Source organism: Thermococcus pacificus, from assembly GCF_002214485.1.
Taxonomy (GTDB): Archaea; Methanobacteriota_B; Thermococci; order Thermococcales; family Thermococcaceae; genus Thermococcus; species Thermococcus pacificus.
In genome coordinates this window covers 346,304-361,964 of the sequence record NZ_CP015102.1, presented here as the reverse complement: position 1 = coordinate 361,964, position 15,661 = coordinate 346,304, and the positions used below count along the sequence as shown (strand labels likewise).

The following is a 15,661-nucleotide window of genomic DNA, read 5'->3' as shown; positions in this document are numbered from 1 at the left end:
GACGACCAGCCCTAGGTCTCTCATGAGGTATCTTGATGGAACCGTTATGGGTCACGGCGATTTCATCCTAAGGGCAGTCCTCGACATTCCGCTCAGGCCTGACGTAAGGGAGGAGAGGACGTTCAGAGTGGAGCTCGGTGGGGAGGAGACGGAAGAAGAGAGCAGAGAGGAGTGGGGATTTTAATTCTTCAACGCCTCCGGCACCGCCTTATCCCACTGCTCCCTCGCGAGTTCGCCAGTGTACTTGAACTTCTCGACCTGCTTCTCGGCCTTCTTTCTCCTCTCCTGATGCTCCTTGAGGAACTTCTGGACGCGCTCAATCAGCTCGCGCTTGCACTGGCCACAGAGCAGTTCGCCGCTCTTGCAGGCACGATAGCGCTCCATGAGCTTTTCGTCGTCCGGCTCGAAGAATATCTCGAACCATTTGAAGACGACGCACTTCTCAGGCTCTCCTCCATTCTCCCTCTGTTCCTTGGCGGTGGCCCTTCCACCGGTCAGGGCGAACTTCCATATCTTCTTACCGGCTTCCTCCGGGTCGTCTGTGAGGTAGACGGCCGTTTCCGGCTTGCTCGCACTCATCTTGCCGCCGAGGCTGGTTAGGCCGGGCACGAACTTGGAGTGGATTGCCGCGGTCTTGTAGTAGCCAAGGCTCTCCGCGAAGTCCCTCTGGAGCCTCCAGTAGGGGTCCTGGTCAATGGCAGCTGGAATCAGACAGCGCTTCTTCTCGAAGAAGGTAGGCGCCGCCTGTATCGCCGGATAGAAAATCATTCCAATCTTGCTCTGCTCGTTGAAGCCGAAAACCGCTTTGGCCATCGAGAAGTTTATCTTTTTGGCTATTGGGATTGCCATCTCGTAGATCTTCGTGAACTCGCTGTTCTGGAAGATGAACGTCCTGTCCGGGTCGAAGCCAACCGCTATGATGTCAAGGATGTTTTCGTAGGCCCAGCGCTTGGTCTCGTCGAAGGTGAGCTTTTCCTTGAATAGGAACTTCTCGTCGTCGGTTATCTGGATGTAGAGGTTGACGTCGAACTTCTCCTGGAGCCATTTCGTTGCAAAGAACGGTATTATGTGGCCTATGTGCATCGGGCCGCTCGGACCCCTTCCGGTGTAGAGGAAGAAGCCCTTTCCGCTCTCGTAGTCTGCCAAAACCTTGTCATAGTCCCTGTGGGAAAAGAAAAAGCGCCTCCTGAAGAATATCGGGAGTTCGCTCTTCGTCAGCTCGGCCGTCTTTTGAATCAGCTCGTCCGTGAGCGGGCTCGTCCCGAACTCGACTATCAGCTTCGCGTAGTCCACTACACCCTCAACGTCCCATGGGGTAACCTTAAAGTCGTCCATTTGAAGCACCTCCAGTTCCAGTGGAAACGAAACTCAAGCCTAAGCCCGAGCAGAAGAGAGCGGTTTCACCAGGGCCAAAAGCAACCACCGTGCATGGGGTAAGAAAGGGGAAGGAGAATTTAAAGTTTTCCATTTTCCTTCAGCCACTCGCCGTACCTGACGAGGGCGTAGACGGCGTCAACACCATCCTCTACCGTCTCGTAGACGGGGATTCCCTTGAGCTCGATGTTCCTGGCCATCTTGTGCGGGTAGTCTCCACCTGGGGCAACGAAGACTATCGGCTTGCCGTAGGCCTTCATCCTCTCCATGGCCTCGACTATACCCTCGTCGAGGGCCGGGCTCTGGAAGAGCGCTATGACCACCAGGACGTCGACGTTGGGGTCTTCCAGGGCGTAGCGCATGGCTATCTCGTATCTGCTGGATGGGGCATCTCCAATGACGTCTATTGGGTTCCTGTAGCTCATGTGCTCGGGGAGCTTTCCAGCTCCGATATCTCTCCTGAACTTCTCGTTGGTTTCTTCGCTCAGCTCGGCGAGCTTCATTCCGCGCTCAAGCAGGCCGTCGCTCATCATAACGCCGGCGCCACCGCCGTTCGTGACTATAGCCACGTGGTTGCCTTTTGCTGGCCTCTGCATGGCCAAAGCCTTGGCATAGTTGAAGAGCTGGCGCATGCTTTTCGCCTCTAAAACGCCGGCCTGCTCGAAGGCGGCCTGGTATATTCTGTAGGAACCGGCAAGCGAACCTGTGTGGCTCGCGGCGGCCTTTGCTCCGGCCTCGGTTCTGCCGCTCTTGAGTATGACGACGGGCTTTTTCAGAGTGACCTGCTTGGCAGTGTTGAAGAACTTCCTACCGTCCTTTACCCCCTCAATGTAGGCCGTGATAACGCCGGTCTTTGGGTCGTCGCCGAGGTATGCCATGAAGTCGCTCTCGTCGAGGTCGGCCATGTTGCCGAGGCTGATGAACTTGCTCATTCCAATCTTGTGGCTCGCGGCCCAGTCGAGGATGGCGGCACCAAAGGCACCGCTCTGGCTCATGAAGGCGACCTTTCCGAAGGGCGGTCTCGCCTGCCTCTCAGGCGGGTTGAAGTTGCAGTCAAAGCCGTTCTCGAGGTTGGTCACACCCAGACAGTTCGGGCCGACAAGCCTTATACCCCACTTCCTGGCCCTCTTGACGAGTTCCTCCTCAAGGTCGGTCCTTCCCGCCTCCTTGAAGCCGGCCGAGATGACGACTGCCGCTTTAACGCCCTTCTTCCCGCAGTCGTCTATGACGTCGGGAACGAACTTGGCAGGAACCGCTATGACGGCAACGTCAATCTCGTCCGGTATCTCGTGGATGCTCTTGTAAACCGGGAACTTCTTTCCATTGACCTCTATCTCGCCGCCCCTGACATTGACGGGATAGACCCTTCCCTCAAATCGGAGTGTTATGGAACGCATTATGGCGTTTCCGATCTTTCCGGGCACGTTTGAGGCACCGATGACCGCGACACTCTTCGGGTAAAACAGGAAATCCAGATTCGGGGTCTCCATGGCAGCCACCTCCGAAGGTTTTTCGGGAGTCCGTATTTAAGCCTTCCTCCCCAGATGGGTACATCCGAGATACTGGATATTTTGTCCAGGGAATGTTCTAATGGAACGAGGTCTTTGCATATATAAAGCTACCGGGGGTTGGGCAGGCGCACCAAAGCAAAAGAGTTAAATCCTGGAACGTTAAAAAGGAAATTAGAGCGTTTAAATTGGTGGTGCCAATGGCAAAGGTGAAGGTCATAACTGACCCAGAGGTCATAAAATTGATGCTGGAAGACACGAGGAGGAGAATCCTCAGTCTACTCCGTAACAAGGAGATGACAATTTCCCAGCTCAGCGAAATCCTCGGAAAGACGCCTCAGACTATATACCACCACATTGAGAAGCTCAAGGAAGCTGGCTTGGTAGAGGTCAAGAGGACCGAGATGAAGGGCAATCTCGTCGAGAAATACTACGGGAGAACCGCCGACGCGTTCTACATCAACCTCTACCTCGGCGACGAAGAGCTCCGCTACTTCGCCCGTTCTCGCCTGAAGACGAAGCTGGAGATATTCAAAGCCCTAGGCTATGAGTTCAACGATGAGGAACTTCTCAATACAATGGACGAGCTGCTCAAGAAGGAGCACGAGTACAAGACAGAGATATCCAAGGAGATAGAGGCCAACGAGGAGAGGCTCAAAGACTTCCCGGACGAGGACATAATCCACGCCATTGAATGGCTTTCAATGGCCAAGATGGGGCGCGATGAGGAGACCCTCGCGCTCCTGCGCAGGCTGGGAGAAATACTTAAAAAATGACTTCGAAAGGGGAAGCGATGGGTATGGCGAAGGGGATAAGGCTGCTGGTTCTGGACGTGCTTAAGCCACACCAACCGATGGTGACGGAGCTGGCCCTCGGGCTCAGCGAGCTGGAAGGCGTCGACGGGGTCAACATTACGCTGGTGGAGATAGACAAGGAAACGGAGAACGTCAAGATAACCATAGTCGGTGACAATCTTGACTACGAAGAGATCGTCAGGACCATAGAAGAGTTTGGCGGCGTCGTTCACAGCATAGACATGGTTGCGGCAGGAAGGAGGATAGTTGAAGAGGGTGAAACCCCCCAGGACAAGCTGGAGGAGTACTGAGTGAGGGAAGTTTTGATTATCACGGATCCAGAGACGGTTAAGGTGCTCTCGGAAGAGACCCGGTTCAAGATACTGCAGCTCCTGCGAATGAGACCGATGACGATAAGCGAGCTCAGTGAGACACTCAAAAGGGACAGGACGACGATTTATCGACACATCAAGACCCTCGAAAAGGCCGGCCTTGTAGAGGAGCTCGAGAGCCAAGGCAACGAGAGGATCTACTCCAGAAGCGCCCGGCTCTTCCTTATAAAGGCCGATCCGGACGAAAGTATAGAGCAGTTCAGGCAGGCTTATCTCCAGGTCGAGGCGGAGAAGCTCGTCCAGATACTAGAGAAGGCAGGGTTCAGGGTAAAGGACAGGGGGGAGCTAGTCAGGCTCGCCAAGCAGGTTCTCGATGAGATCGAGATACGCTCCCAGCCGGTAGTCAAGAGAATATCCCAGGCGGAGATAGAGCTTACAGAGGTGGAGCTCTTCCACCTCCTCAACATGCTCGTCTTCATGCAGAGCTGCGAGCTGTGTGAAAAGGCCAGACGGGCCAGAGAGCTCATGGAGCTCTGAGCCCGTCTGGAACACAAAGTTCCGTTTTCCAGGTCATCATCCAGTGTTCTTTTGCGTCCTCCAGTGAACACTTCGACCTCGGCGAGTACTACCAAAAGGGAACCGTTGAGACGCGCTCTGGCTCCAAGCAGGAGCTCGTGAACATGATAGACACCGCCCACACCTATGGGATAAAAGTCATAGCGGACATAGTGATAAACCACCGCGCCGGCGGCGACCTGGAGTGGAACCCCTTCGTCAGGGACTACACCTGGACCGACTTCTCGAAGGTTGCCTCAGGAAAGTACACCGCCAACTACCTCGACTTCCACCTCAACGAGGTCAAGTGCTGTGATGAAGGAACCTTTGGCAGTTTCCCCGACATCGCCCACGAGAAGAGCTGGGACCAGCACTGGCCCTGGGCAGCGATGAGAGCTACGCGGCCTATCTGAGAAGCATAGGCGTTGACGCGTGGCGCTTCGACTACGTCAAGGGCTACGGGGCCTGGGTGGTCAAGGACTGGCTGAACTGGTGGGGCGACTGGGCCGTTGGCGAGTACTGGGACACGAACGTCGATGCCCTTCTTAACTGGGCCTACTCAAGCGGTGCCAAGGTCTTCGACTTCCCGCTTTACTACAAGATGGATGAGGCCTTCGATAACAAGAACATCCCGGCCCTCGTTTCGGCCCTCCAGAACGGTGGAACCGTCGTCTCCCGCGACCCGTTCAAAGCAGTAACCTTCGTCGCCAACCACGACACGGACATAATTTGGAACAAGTGTCCAGCTTATGCGTTCATCCTCACCTACGAAGGGCAACCGACGATATTCTACCGCGACTACGAGGAGTGGCTCAACAAGGAAGAACCTCATATGGATACACGACCACCTGGCAGGAGGAAGCACGAGCATAATCTACTACGACAGCGACGAGCTCATCTTCGTCAGAAACGGCTACGGGAGCAAGCCCGGCCTGATAACGTACATCAACCTCGGCTCGAGCAAGGCCGGAAGGTGGGTCCACGTTCCGAAGTTCGCCGGCTCGTACATTCACGAGTACACCGGCAACCTCGGGGGCTGGGTGGATAAGTGGGTCTATTCAAGCGGCTGGGTCTACCTTGAGGCCCCGGCCCACGACCCGGCCAACGGCCAGTACGGCTACTCCGTCTGGAGCTATGCCGGAGTCGGGTGAGCCTTTTCTCATCTTTCTTTTGGTTCAAACAATCAGAAAAGCGGAAGACCGCAACGTGTGCTACCTCATTCGGGTAAGATTTCAGCAACCCAACACCCCCGAACCCAACCGGCTTTGAGAATTTAACCTCCAGCTCGACGGGGTATCGCTCCGAAGAAGAGGGCACGATGAGAACCCTCGCAGAGACGACCAGAATAAAAACGAGGAAGGGAACGAGGTACTGTCCAATAGAATCACCTCAGAACTCCAAAGCCCACTTGACTGTGTGGGGGACTTTTTTAGCCATCTCCAGTGCGGTGAAGTTCTCCCCGAGTTCTTCCTTCACCATATCCCCAGCGAGGCCGTTGAGAAACGCTCCAACCGATGCAGCCCTCAGCGGTTTGTTTCCGAGGGCTAGCAGGGCACCAACTAGGCCCGCCAAAACGTCCCCGGTTCCTCCGGTCGTCATGCCCATGTTCCCGGTTTTGTTGTACTTCCATGTCTTCCCGTCGCTTATGACGTCGTAGGCACCCTTGAGGAGTATCGTTCCCCCTATCTCCCCGGCCTTTTCCATCACGAGCTCCGCCTTCTCCGCGAGTGGCCCCTCGGGCCCCACGCCGAATAACACCCTGAATTCGCCGGCGTGGGGAGTCAGGACGAAGGTCTTGCCCCTGAGAACGCTTAAGTCCTCAGCCACCGCCTTCAGCCCGTCGGCGTCTATCACCATTGGCTTAGCACAGTGCTTCACGAACTCCCTTACGAAGGCCTTGGTTTCATCACTGAGTCCAAGGCCTGGGCCAATGACGATTGCGTCTACCTTCTCGGCGAGTTTAAGGAGAGTATCCACGTGCCCCGGGACAAAGTCCCTCCCCTCGACCGGGCGGAGGATTAAGTCGGGGTCGCTTATCCTCTTCGCGGAATACTCGGGCATAGCGAGGTAAACTAGGTCCACCAGATAAGAAGCGGCCTTAGAGGCGAGGTAAGGCGCCCCAAAGTAGTCCTCGCTCCCTCCTATCACGAGCAGCTTTCCGTTCTGGCCCTTGTGCTCGCCCCTCTTCCTCAGCGCGAACTTTGCATCACCCGGCCCGACGAGGTGGTAGAGCTCCCTCGGGTAGCCTATCTTGACAACAACACGCTCAAAGCCTTCGTACTCCTCCTTGTCCCACTGGAACGTCACCGCAAAGTCAGCTTTAACGCGGATTTTCGAGGGGTAGCCGCTCGGGAGGTCAACGCTGACTATCCTAACTTCTCCAGCGTACTCGTTTATCTTCTCGATCGCCGAGCGTATCGGTTCCCTCGGCTCTCCCTTAGTCCCGGCCCCGAGGAGGGCATCGACAATGACGTCAAAGCCCGAGAGGTCGAGCGACCTTATGTAAGCGGAGTCCTTGAGGACTTTGATTTCCACAAAGTCGAGGCCCTTCAGAATCTCCCAGTTATGCCTAGCCTCCTCGCTCCGTATCTTAGCCTCGTCGCCGACCAAGAAGAGGGCAACCTCGTTCTCGAAGCTGAGATGCCTGGCAGTGACAAAGCCATCGCCGCCGTTGTTTCCAGTTCCGGAGAAGACCGCTATCTTAAGACCCTTCCCAAATCTCTCCTCAATCACCCGCGCAACGCCCGCCCCTGCGTTCTCCATAAGCTGGTAAGGGGTTATGCCGAGCCATTTGGCGTTGATGTCCCAGATGTAGACGTCTTCGATGCGCATGAGCACCACCGGAGAAATTTCAAACTCAAAGGTTAAGGGATTTTCCATGGGCTATGCAAGCTTATGGGGAGACCGGCCGGAGCCGTTGCGTACCACACCAGGGCGAATAGGATAAGCCCGCTGTCTCCACTCTTAAGGAGGGAGTAGGGGAACTCAAAAACGATGGCGGCCATAAAATACGCGAAAAGCAGGTCAAAGGGAAGCTTTCCCTTCCTCAGGATAACCATGAAGTAGACCTCGGCAATGCCCATGATGAGTGGGTAAGAAAGGATGAAAAATCGGGGCAGATGCAGCATGAGGGGCGCGTTGTAGAAGAACACCATACCGAGAACCGGGTCTATGAGCGTGACGAAGCGAAAGCCCAGCCGGAACAGTATGAGTAAAGGCAGCCAGAGGAAAAGTCCATCAGTTCTCAGTTCTGCAGACTTTCTAAGTTCCGAGATGCCAGCACCCCCTAATCTTCCTTCCCCCCTACGAAACATACCACAGGAGGGCGAAGAAGAGCACCGAGACGGAGAAGACCATCGCGAGCATGTCAGCACTGTAGACGGGTGGAGTCCGATGGAAGAAGCTCGAATCGCAGAAACCCTGGGCACACGCCACCTTTCGAATCGCGTAGTAGAGCACCAGAAAACCGAACACGAAGAGCACGGCAAACCCCAGGCGATGTTTCTCACGAGCCTTTCAAGTTCTCCGCATGACGTTCTCACACCTCCCCCAAAGCTCCATCGCAAAGAGAACGGCCACCAGAGCCCAGAGGAGCCTGGAGAACTGGAGCAGCTTCACGGCAAAGTCCAGGAATAGAACGGCCGGAAGGAGTGCGACCAAGGCCGGAATCCTCAACCTTTTCCGCCAGAGAAGAGGAGAAACCAGGCCGGCCCCAATCAGGATGTAAGAGATGAGGGAACATAAGAACGCCACTGCTCCGGAATAAGCGTCCCAGCATACCCAAGAGAAGTAAAAGATGTAACTGACTGCCGAGAGGAGAAAAATCAGGAAAACAAGGGCGTAAATGACGAGACTCGTTGCCTCGCGAAGCGATCTTGAAGTCTCAGTATCCCTGGGGGAGGAGTAGAGGCCGATGAGCGAAAGAAAAATTCCAAGGGAAGCGAGTACCTTGGCGCTCAGTGCCCAGGTCCAAGCGGCGAAAAAGGTTACACTGTAGTAGGCTATCCCAACGGCGAAAGAAGCCCTCAACCTTCCGGCCAAAAAGAGAATCAACATCGCCATGCCAAGAGAGAAGGTGATCATAGAAAAGACCCTGCAGGGGGTGTTATAAACCATCATCCCGAAGATTGTACACTCCCCCGTGTCATAGTTCATGAGATAACCGAGTTCAAAATACAAAAGGAGTGCGAAAAAGGGCAGAGAAATAAGGGTATTTTTCCTTATGTCCACGATGTGTACCCCCAGTTTTTATCCATGTCAGGGTTAGAATCTATAGTATCCATCATGTGGTTCATTACGTTGCTAACATAAATAACAACGTCTTCATCATATGGACGCCTTCCTGCAACATGAGCTGGATCATCTGCAAATGTCTGATCCACACATCCCATCATCGCATACATGGCTCCAGTCACTGTGGAAGATTATATCCCCGCTGCTGACTTCAATAGCCTCTATATCCTCACATCCGTAGGTGTCATCTCTACCCGGATAGTTCCTGCACCGTTGCCAGTCATAATATTCATCCATAACTGGATCCGGATCGTCTTCACCATAAAAATGAATCTCATACACAACGTTACTAGAGGCATAGATGACATTGATGTAGGAAATGTTGTTATTACCGTCAATCCAGTAGTAGTTGCCATGTCCATCCTTTCCATGACCCCCCTCCAAATCGTCTTTCACTTGCACCCACCAGTGAATCGGGTAGAGGATTGAGGAGCTCATCGGAGCATAGTAATAGTCATAGACCTTGCCGTTGGCCTTAACTGAGGCAACTTTAACGGGCTTCACGACCAATACCTTAGCGTTCTTGGGGTAAAAGCTCTTCTGGTAGAGGTAGGAGACGTAATCACTTACCAGTAACCGCTTGAGGGTTTCCCTCTGCTCGAGTGTGAGGTTTTTGGCGTGCTCAGCAATCTCGGCATCAAGCTGCCTATCAAACCTCTTCAAAACGAGGTCAGTAAGCCCCTCTACAAAATGCGGATCGTTGATGGTTCCTTTGGCACAAGCCATATCAATCTGCTCCCTGACAAAAAGATCAACAGCCGTCCAACTGTCCACGTCGGCCTGCGGCCGTGCACCAACAAACCCCGAAAAGACAAAAATCAGCACCAGCACTCCAGCCAAGAGTCCAGCCCGTTTCAAGTACATCATCATTAAGTATTAGACGTTAGGTGTATATATGGTTTTCTATTGGTTATGGTTCAGAACATAAAACTTGAAAATAAAAAACATAGACATTTCAAGTAACTTTCAACGCCCTCTCGTAATCTTCCTTAGAGTAGAGCACCAGATAAACCCTCTCAACGCTCCCCTCTTCCTTCCCAAACTCCCCAACGACCTCCTTAAAAGTCTTCACGACCTCCTCAAGCGGGCAGCCGTAGATGCCAGCGCTTACCGCCGGGAAGGCTATGCTTCTGATCCCGAGTTCCTCAGCTTTCCTTAACGCGCCGAGAATGGCTTTTTTGAGCTTCTCTTTCTTGTCTTCGTCCCAGACGCCACCACAATAGGGGCCGACGGTGTGTATGACGTATTTAATTCCGTACTGCTCGAGCCTTATTGCGGGGGTAACCACGACCTCCCCGTGTTCGATGGAGCTTTTTCCAAGCTGTTCTCTCATTGCCTCTTTGCTTATCCGAATGTACTCTCTCACGTCCCCAGCGGCTGCCTTGGCTATAGCGTAGGCGACACCACCGCCATGTTCCAAATAGCGGTTCGCAGCGTTCACTATGGCCTCGGCCGGAAAGCGGGTTATATCGCCGCGGACTATTTCAAACCTCATGTCCCTCACCAAGGAAAGTAGAAGCAGGGAAACTTAACCCCAACTCAGGCAAGCTTTTCGGAGACCCTCTCAGCCTCGGCAATGACCTTTTCCTCGTCAAGGGTTAGGATTTCGCCATCGAGCATCAAGATTTCGCCGTTCACGATGGTTGTTTCGACGTCGTTTCCGTTGGCGGAGTAGACGAGGTGGCTTATCACGTTGTTTACCGGCCTGAGGTGGGGCTGGTTGAAGTCGATTATCGCGATGTCGGCGAGGTAGCCCTCCTTTATGGCGCCGGCATTTATCCCGAGGGCCTTTGCACCGTTGAGCGTCGCCATCCTGAAGACTGTCTCGGCGTCGGCAACGGTGGGGTCGAGGTTGTGAACCTTGTGGAGGAGCGCTGCTAACTTCATCTCATCGAGCATGTCGAGGTTGTTGTTGCTCGCGGCCCCGTCAGTGCCGAGGCCGATGTTAACGCCGGCGTTGAGGAGCTTTTGAAGGGGCATGACGCCGCTGGCAAGCTTCATGTTGCTTCCCGGGTTGTGAGCGACGGTAACGCCGTTTCTGGCCAGAATTTGGATGTCCCTGCTGTCGAGCCAGACGCCGTGCGCTATTATCACGTCCCTACCAAGGAAGCCGATGTCGTCGAGGAGAACGACCGGACTCTTTCCATAGCGCTCGGTTATCTGGCCTATCTCGGCCATCGTCTCGCTTACGTGGATGGTTATCAGCTTGTTGTGCTCGCTCGCGAGCCTTCTGACCTCTTTCAGCAGGGCTATCGAGCAGGTGTAAGGCGCGTGGGGACCAAAGACGAACTGAACCCTGTCCGAGTTGAGCTTCTCGATGAACTCCATCGTCCTGAGCGCTTCCTTGAGCTCTTTCTCGGTCTTTTCCGGGTCACCAAGGTCTATCATCCCGTAGGAGAGGTAGCCCCTAAGGCCAGATTCCTCGACGACCTCTGCAACCGCGTCCATGAAGAAGTACATGTCGAGGAAGGTTCCTGTTCCCGACTTTATCATCTCCAAAGCGCCGAGGTAGGCGCCGACCTTCGTGTATTCCCGCGTCAGCTTCGCCTCGCGCGGCCAGATGTGGTTCTGAAGCCAGTCCATCAGCGGAAGGTCGTCGGCCAGACCGCGGAAGAGGCCCATCGGGGAGTGGGTGTGTAAGTTAACGAAGGCCGGAGAAACAACCCTTCCTTTGGCATCTATAACCGTGTCGGCGCCCTCGTTTATGCCCTTTGCGACCTTAGCTATCCTGTTCCCCTCGATTAGAACATCGGCCTTAACTATCTCGAAGTCCTCGCCGTAGATAACGTGACCGTTCCTGATGAGAACGCTCATTGGAATCACCCGTTTCTTTTGAAAAGGTGTGTTTCCTGTGGAAGTTAAAAAGGTTGGGGAGAAGAGGTCAGACGAACATGCTCTTCAGCACGTCGGCACAGCCACACTTCCTCTCCTCAGGAATGCGCGGAATGGCCTTCTTGAGCAATTCCTGAACCTTGTAGTTGTTCTCGGCCATGACCTTGAGCACTTCCTGCGCATCCACCGGCTTGTCGGCCCAGACGTCGTAGTCGGTAACGGTGGCGATGTTTGCGTAGCACATTCCCAGCTCGCGAGCGAGGTTTATCTCCGGGACGAGGGTCATCCCGATTATGTGGGCGTACTGCCTGAACATGAAGCTCTCGGCCCTCGTCGAGAAGCGCGGGCCTTCAATACATACGTAGGTGCCCTTCTCGTGAACGGGGAAGCCCAGCTCCTTGGCTGTCTCATAAAAGATCTTCCTCATCTCGGGGCAGAATGGGTCGGCCATGCTAACGTGAGCAACCCTTGGCCCGTTGTAGAAGGTGTAGTCGCGCTTCTTCGTGAAGTCGATGAACTGGTCTGTTATGACGATGTCGCCCGGTTTGTACTCCTCGCGGAGAGAGCCGACGGCTGTAACGCCTATAACCCTCTCAACGCCGAGCTCGTGGAGCGCCCAGATGTTTGCCCTGTAGGGAACCTCGTGGGGTGGGAACTCGTGGTTCTTCCCGTGCCTCGGGATGAAGGCAACTTCAACGCCCTCGATTTCGCCTATTTCCACCGGAGCCGAAGGCCTGCCGTAGGGGGTGTGAACCTTTACCGTTTCCTTCGGCTCGAAGACGCCGTAAACACCGGAACCGCCGATGATACCGATCTTCACCATAGACATCACCCTGTAAAAATAGCGCCTGAGTTATTTAAGGGTTGCCTTTCCAGTGGAAAGGGAACTCCGAAAATTTAATAACCAAAGGGAAATAAACTTTGGTGGGGGTGAGAGGATGGAGAACGACAAGCCAGTCGAGATAGTTCTACCCGAAGTGAAGAACCCCATCCTGATAGAAGGCTACCCTGGCGTCGGCCTCGTGGGACACATAGCGGCGAACTTCCTCGCCAAGGAGCTCAAGATGGACATGATAGGCTACGTCGAGAGCCCCTTCATCCCGCCGATGGCAATGATCCTCGAAGGGAAGCCGAACCCTCCGCTCCGCTTCTACGGGAAGGACAACCTGATAGTGGCCATCGCGGACATCTACATCCCACCAACTCTCGTGAACGAGATAGCGAGGGAGCTCGTTAAATACCTCAAGGAAATGGACGCAGGTAAGGTCGTCTCGATGGGCGGCATAGGAATCGGCTTCTTCAAGGAGCAGATGGATGTCTGGGGCGTTGGGGCAAGGGAAGAGCTCAACAAAGAACTCGAAGAGAACGGGGTTAAGATACTCCAGTACGGCTCAATAATGGGCATGAGCGGAAGGCTCCTCTGGGAGGCGAGCAGGAACAATTTAGATGCTTACGTCCTCCTCGGAGAGACCTTCGGCGACAGACCGGATCCGAGGGCGGCCGCCAACGTCATTGAGGCACTGAAAAAGCTCGTTCCGCTGGAGGTCTCGACGGAGCCGCTCCTCCAGGAGGCGAGGGCAATAGAAGAGCAACTCAGGAGAATGCACGAGCAGATGGAGCAGGCCAGAAAGAAGGCCCAGCAGCAGTACGAGAGCATCTACCTGTGAGGTGGTGGTGATGGAGGCGGTCGTTCTCGCCGGCATGGCCCGGCGCGTCCTCGACGAACTCATGAGGAACCCCTACAGAACCATTGAGCTCAGGAGTGCAAGGAACGTTCTCGCCGTCGAGGAAGCCCTCGAAAGGGCCATGAGACTCTTCCTGACCTACGACCCATTCAGCGACGTTGATGTGGGCACGGAAGGCCTCTTAGCGGAGCTTCTCGGAGCGGAGAAGCTGGAGACAAGGGTTCCCTGGGAAGAGAGCGATGAGAGGGAAGTTACCGTCTGCAGGGCAAAGGTCAAGCTCGTCGGCCTTGGCAGGGTGGTAGAGGTTGAGAACAAGAAAGGCCTGCTCATAGTCCGCATCCGCGAACTCATACCGCAGGAGATGGGGATGGGCTAAAGGAGGGTTGTCTGCCTGCCCCTTCCAGACCTATCCCTCTTTGGAGGTTCAACCTTTTTGAACTCCAGCCCCTCCTTCTGGAGGAGCTTCTTCGCCCCCGAGGTGAGTGAAGGCGCCACGAGGATTCCCCTCACGTCCGGGTGCTCTTTTTTCAGCGCCTCGACGTAGCGCTTGAGCTGGCTGACGGCGTGGAGGTCGGCCTTCCTGCGCTTGAGCTCGAGAACCACGAGGTTTCCGCTTTCATCCCTGCCAAGGATGTCGACTATACCGTGCCCGATGTCCTTCTCGCGGAAGAGGGGCTTAAAGCCCGGCTCTATGAGCTCAGGGTTCTCGAATATCATCTCGGCCATCTCCGCCTCGCTCCCCGTAAGGGCCAGCTCCTCGTAGTCCTCTGCCCTGAAGACCGAGACGAGGTAGACCTCATCAAGTTCCACCTCAAGAATCTCCTTGGGCTTCCTCCTGACGGAGCGGAGAACCAGGGTACCGTCCCGCTCCTCGAGGGTAACAAAGCTCCCCGGCGGCTGCCAGTTCACGGGCTCCCTCTTCCGGTTCTGGTGGATTAGAAAGGAGCCGTCAGGCTTAACTATTATGACCCTGTCCCCCGAACCGAGCTCGCTCTTAGCCCTGCCGTCGTAGTGAACCTTACAGCGGGCGAAGATTGTCAGCATACCCTCGGATGAAATCGCCGAGTCAACCAGGAGCTTTATTTCCTCTGGAGACGGATTGGCCTTAAACTCAACCTTGGGCATGAAACCGGATAAAAAAGGAGGGTTAAAAAGCTAACTCAGTCCTCAGCACCTTTCTCAGTTATCCTGAATATCGCCTCGCCCTCAGGCAGGTGCGGGCTGTCTATGAGCCTCGCAACCCTCTTCCCGGCTTTGCCCTTCCTCAGGTATATCCTGAGCGTGGCACTGTGCGCTAAGATGTGGCCTCCAACGGGCCTCGTCGGGTCGCCGAAGAAAGCGTCCGGCTTTGCCTGAACCTGGTTGGTGACGAAGACCGCTATGTCGTAGAGGTCAGCAAGGCGGTGAAGGTCAGCAAGGTGCTTGGCCAGCTTCTGCTGCCTCTCAGCGAGCGTTCCCCTACCGACGTACTCGCTCCTGAAGTGGGCCATGAGTGAGTCAACCACCAAGAGCTTTACAGGCCTGTCTGTCTCGGCTTTCTCCTTGATAATCTCCTCGGCCTTCTCCACTAGGAGCATCTGGTGGTTGCTGTTGAAGGCCCTCGCCACATAGATGTTCTTCAAAGCCTCGTCCGGATCCAGACCGCGGGCCTCGGCTATCTGTCTTATCCTCTCCGGCCTGAAGGTGTTTTCAGTGTCAATCCAGATGACTGACCCGCTGAGTCCACCCTCCTCCGGCGGCTTCTGAACCATGACAGCTAAGGTGTGGGCGAGCTGGGTCTTTCCGCTTCCAAACTCTCCGAAGACCTCCGTTACCGCCTGGGTCTCGACGCCGCCGCCGATGAGCTTGTCGAGGCTCTTGCTTCCAGTGGAAATCCTGCCGACGGTGCTTCTCTTCTCCATGTACTCGTCGGCACGCATGAAGGTCCCTATGTTGGCCGCTTCCCTTGCGGCCTGGATTATCTTCAGTGCGGCGCCCTCGCTTATACCCGCTATCTCCTTGAGTTCCATGGGGGAGGCAACGGCTATGGCCTCGATGCTGTCATAGCCAGCCTCTCGGAGCTTCTCCGCAGTAGCCGGACCGACGCCTGGCAGGTCTTCGAGAGTTTTAATCTCCTTCTCTTTCTTTTTCGTGGTTGAGCTTGAAGTGGACTCCTCAACGACCTCCAGTTCCTCAAACTCCTCGAGCTCTTTTATTTCATCCTCAGCTTTCGTCTTCCTCGCCATGAACATCACCCAACATCGCTACCTTTCATAGGGGTAAAAAGTCGAAGGGTTATATACTTTTCT

General features: G+C 54.9%; 18 protein-coding genes and 1 pseudogene. 7 read left to right on the top strand and 12 right to left on the bottom strand.

Annotated elements, in window-relative coordinates; genetic code table 11:
* The first annotated feature begins 22 nt into the window (after nt 1-22).
* A complete protein-coding gene (locus A3L08_RS09870) occupies nt 23-184 on the top strand; it encodes a hypothetical protein (protein WP_157721575.1) in 162 nt (53 codons plus the stop codon).
* Here A3L08_RS09870 and A3L08_RS02130 read toward each other — a convergent pair.
* Together A3L08_RS02130 and A3L08_RS02125 are read right to left on the bottom strand one after the other, a co-directional pair.
* Nucleotides 181-1,335 carry a tryptophan--tRNA ligase gene (locus A3L08_RS02130; RefSeq protein ID WP_088853471.1) on the bottom strand — a complete coding sequence of 385 codons (1,155 nt, stop codon included), beginning with the start codon at nt 1,333-1,335 and terminating at the stop codon, nt 181-183. The two genes, A3L08_RS09870 and A3L08_RS02130, sit on opposite strands and share 4 nt — an antisense overlap.
* A 119-nt stretch (nt 1,336-1,454) precedes the next feature.
* Nucleotides 1,455-2,864, bottom strand: coding sequence for an acetate--CoA ligase family protein (locus tag A3L08_RS02125; RefSeq protein WP_088853470.1), 1,410 nt, complete (start codon nt 2,862-2,864; stop codon nt 1,455-1,457).
* A gap of 218 nt (nt 2,865-3,082) precedes the next feature.
* Between A3L08_RS02125 and A3L08_RS02120 the strand changes: the two genes are divergently transcribed.
* The 4 genes and pseudogenes from A3L08_RS02120 to A3L08_RS02105 all read left to right on the top strand — a co-directional run.
* A complete protein-coding gene (locus tag A3L08_RS02120; RefSeq protein WP_088853469.1) occupies nt 3,083-3,658 on the top strand; it encodes a winged helix-turn-helix domain-containing protein in 576 nt (191 codons plus the stop codon).
* 23 nt (nt 3,659-3,681) lie between these two features.
* Nucleotides 3,682-3,987, top strand: coding sequence for a DUF211 domain-containing protein (locus A3L08_RS02115; RefSeq protein ID WP_088854863.1), 306 nt, complete (start codon nt 3,682-3,684; stop codon nt 3,985-3,987).
* Nucleotides 3,988-4,545 (top strand): ArsR/SmtB family transcription factor, encoded by a 558-nt coding sequence (locus A3L08_RS02110; protein WP_088853468.1) that lies wholly within the window; start codon nt 3,988-3,990, stop codon nt 4,543-4,545.
* 65 nt (nt 4,546-4,610) lie between these two features.
* Nucleotides 4,611-5,714, top strand: a pseudogene (locus tag A3L08_RS02105) (alpha-amylase domain-containing protein); the annotation flags it as partial.
* A gap of 238 nt (nt 5,715-5,952) precedes the next feature.
* Here the strand turns inward: A3L08_RS02105 and A3L08_RS02100 are convergent.
* From A3L08_RS02100 to A3L08_RS02065, 8 genes are all read right to left on the bottom strand, one after another.
* Nucleotides 5,953-7,395, bottom strand: coding sequence for an NAD(P)H-hydrate dehydratase (locus A3L08_RS02100; RefSeq protein ID WP_088853467.1), 1,443 nt, complete (start codon nt 7,393-7,395; stop codon nt 5,953-5,955).
* Nucleotides 7,396-7,427: 32 nt separating this feature from the next.
* Nucleotides 7,428-7,877 carry a hypothetical protein gene (locus A3L08_RS02095; protein WP_088853466.1) on the bottom strand — a complete coding sequence of 150 codons (450 nt, stop codon included), beginning with the start codon at nt 7,875-7,877 and terminating at the stop codon, nt 7,428-7,430.
* The gene (locus A3L08_RS02090) at nt 7,867-8,046 is read right to left on the bottom strand and encodes a hypothetical protein (RefSeq protein WP_088853465.1); all 180 of its coding nucleotides are present in this window, start codon (nt 8,044-8,046) and stop codon (nt 7,867-7,869) included. Before A3L08_RS02090 ends, A3L08_RS02095 begins: the two co-directional genes overlap by 11 nt.
* Before the next feature lie 33 nt (nt 8,047-8,079).
* A complete protein-coding gene (locus tag A3L08_RS02085) occupies nt 8,080-8,793 on the bottom strand; it encodes a hypothetical protein (RefSeq protein ID WP_198362126.1) in 714 nt (237 codons plus the stop codon).
* Between the two features lie 129 nt (nt 8,794-8,922).
* A complete protein-coding gene (locus A3L08_RS02080; RefSeq protein ID WP_157721573.1) occupies nt 8,923-9,726 on the bottom strand; it encodes a hypothetical protein in 804 nt (267 codons plus the stop codon).
* An 85-nt stretch (nt 9,727-9,811) separates the two neighbouring features.
* Nucleotides 9,812-10,351, bottom strand: a complete 540-nt coding sequence (locus A3L08_RS02075; protein ID WP_088853462.1) for a [protein ADP-ribosylglutamate] hydrolase — start codon at nt 10,349-10,351, stop codon at nt 9,812-9,814.
* 44 nt (nt 10,352-10,395) lie between these two features.
* Entirely contained in the window at nt 10,396-11,670 is a 1,275-nt protein-coding gene (locus A3L08_RS02070) for an amidohydrolase family protein (protein WP_088853461.1), read from the bottom strand.
* A 67-nt stretch (nt 11,671-11,737) separates the two neighbouring features.
* On the bottom strand, nt 11,738-12,511 hold the full coding sequence (locus A3L08_RS02065; protein WP_088853460.1) for an S-methyl-5'-thioadenosine phosphorylase: 774 nt from the start codon (nt 12,509-12,511) through the stop codon (nt 11,738-11,740).
* A 115-nt stretch (nt 12,512-12,626) separates the two neighbouring features.
* Here A3L08_RS02065 and A3L08_RS02060 point away from each other — a divergent pair, with 115 nt between their 5' ends.
* Complete coding sequence (locus A3L08_RS02060; protein WP_088853459.1) at nt 12,627-13,355, top strand: proteasome assembly chaperone family protein; 729 nt, start codon at nt 12,627-12,629, stop codon at nt 13,353-13,355.
* A gap of 10 nt (nt 13,356-13,365) precedes the next feature.
* Nucleotides 13,366-13,749 (top strand): DUF473 domain-containing protein, encoded by a 384-nt coding sequence (locus tag A3L08_RS02055; RefSeq protein ID WP_088853458.1) that lies wholly within the window; start codon nt 13,366-13,368, stop codon nt 13,747-13,749.
* On the opposite strand, the gene nucS is transcribed toward A3L08_RS02055, so the two are convergent.
* Nucleotides 13,746-14,498: an endonuclease NucS gene (gene nucS / locus A3L08_RS02050; RefSeq protein ID WP_088853457.1), complete on the bottom strand. Its 753-nt coding sequence runs from the start codon at nt 14,496-14,498 to the stop codon at nt 13,746-13,748. The two genes, A3L08_RS02055 and nucS, sit on opposite strands and share 4 nt — an antisense overlap.
* Before the next feature lie 35 nt (nt 14,499-14,533).
* On the bottom strand, nt 14,534-15,598 hold the full coding sequence (gene radA, locus A3L08_RS02045) for a DNA repair and recombination protein RadA (protein ID WP_088853456.1): 1,065 nt from the start codon (nt 15,596-15,598) through the stop codon (nt 14,534-14,536).
* Nucleotides 15,599-15,661 lie beyond the last annotated feature (63 nt).

Bases quoted from the DNA above. Each gene is read 5' to 3' on its own strand.
- A3L08_RS09870 (WP_157721575.1), top strand. From the start codon at position 23: ATGAGGTATCTTGATGGAACCGTTATGGGTCACGGCGATTTCATCCTA.
- A3L08_RS02130 (WP_088853471.1), bottom strand. From the start codon at position 1,335: ATGGACGACTTTAAGGTTACCCCATGGGACGTTGAGGGTGTAGTGGAC.
- A3L08_RS02125 (WP_088853470.1), bottom strand. From the start codon at position 2,864: ATGGAGACCCCGAATCTGGATTTCCTGTTTTACCCGAAGAGTGTCGCG.
- A3L08_RS02120 (WP_088853469.1), top strand. From the start codon at position 3,083: ATGGCAAAGGTGAAGGTCATAACTGACCCAGAGGTCATAAAATTGATG.
- A3L08_RS02115 (WP_088854863.1), top strand. From the start codon at position 3,682: ATGGCGAAGGGGATAAGGCTGCTGGTTCTGGACGTGCTTAAGCCACAC.
- A3L08_RS02100 (WP_088853467.1), bottom strand. From the start codon at position 7,395: ATGCGCATCGAAGACGTCTACATCTGGGACATCAACGCCAAATGGCTC.
- A3L08_RS02095 (WP_088853466.1), bottom strand. From the start codon at position 7,877: ATGTTTCGTAGGGGGGAAGGAAGATTAGGGGGTGCTGGCATCTCGGAA.
- A3L08_RS02080 (WP_157721573.1), bottom strand. From the start codon at position 9,726: ATGATGATGTACTTGAAACGGGCTGGACTCTTGGCTGGAGTGCTGGTG.
- A3L08_RS02075 (WP_088853462.1), bottom strand. From the start codon at position 10,351: ATGAGGTTTGAAATAGTCCGCGGCGATATAACCCGCTTTCCGGCCGAG.
- A3L08_RS02070 (WP_088853461.1), bottom strand. From the start codon at position 11,670: ATGAGCGTTCTCATCAGGAACGGTCACGTTATCTACGGCGAGGACTTC.
- A3L08_RS02065 (WP_088853460.1), bottom strand. From the start codon at position 12,511: ATGGTGAAGATCGGTATCATCGGCGGTTCCGGTGTTTACGGCGTCTTC.
- A3L08_RS02060 (WP_088853459.1), top strand. From the start codon at position 12,627: ATGGAGAACGACAAGCCAGTCGAGATAGTTCTACCCGAAGTGAAGAAC.
- A3L08_RS02055 (WP_088853458.1), top strand. From the start codon at position 13,366: ATGGAGGCGGTCGTTCTCGCCGGCATGGCCCGGCGCGTCCTCGACGAA.
- nucS (WP_088853457.1), bottom strand. From the start codon at position 14,498: ATGCCCAAGGTTGAGTTTAAGGCCAATCCGTCTCCAGAGGAAATAAAG.
- radA (WP_088853456.1), bottom strand. From the start codon at position 15,598: ATGGCGAGGAAGACGAAAGCTGAGGATGAAATAAAAGAGCTCGAGGAG.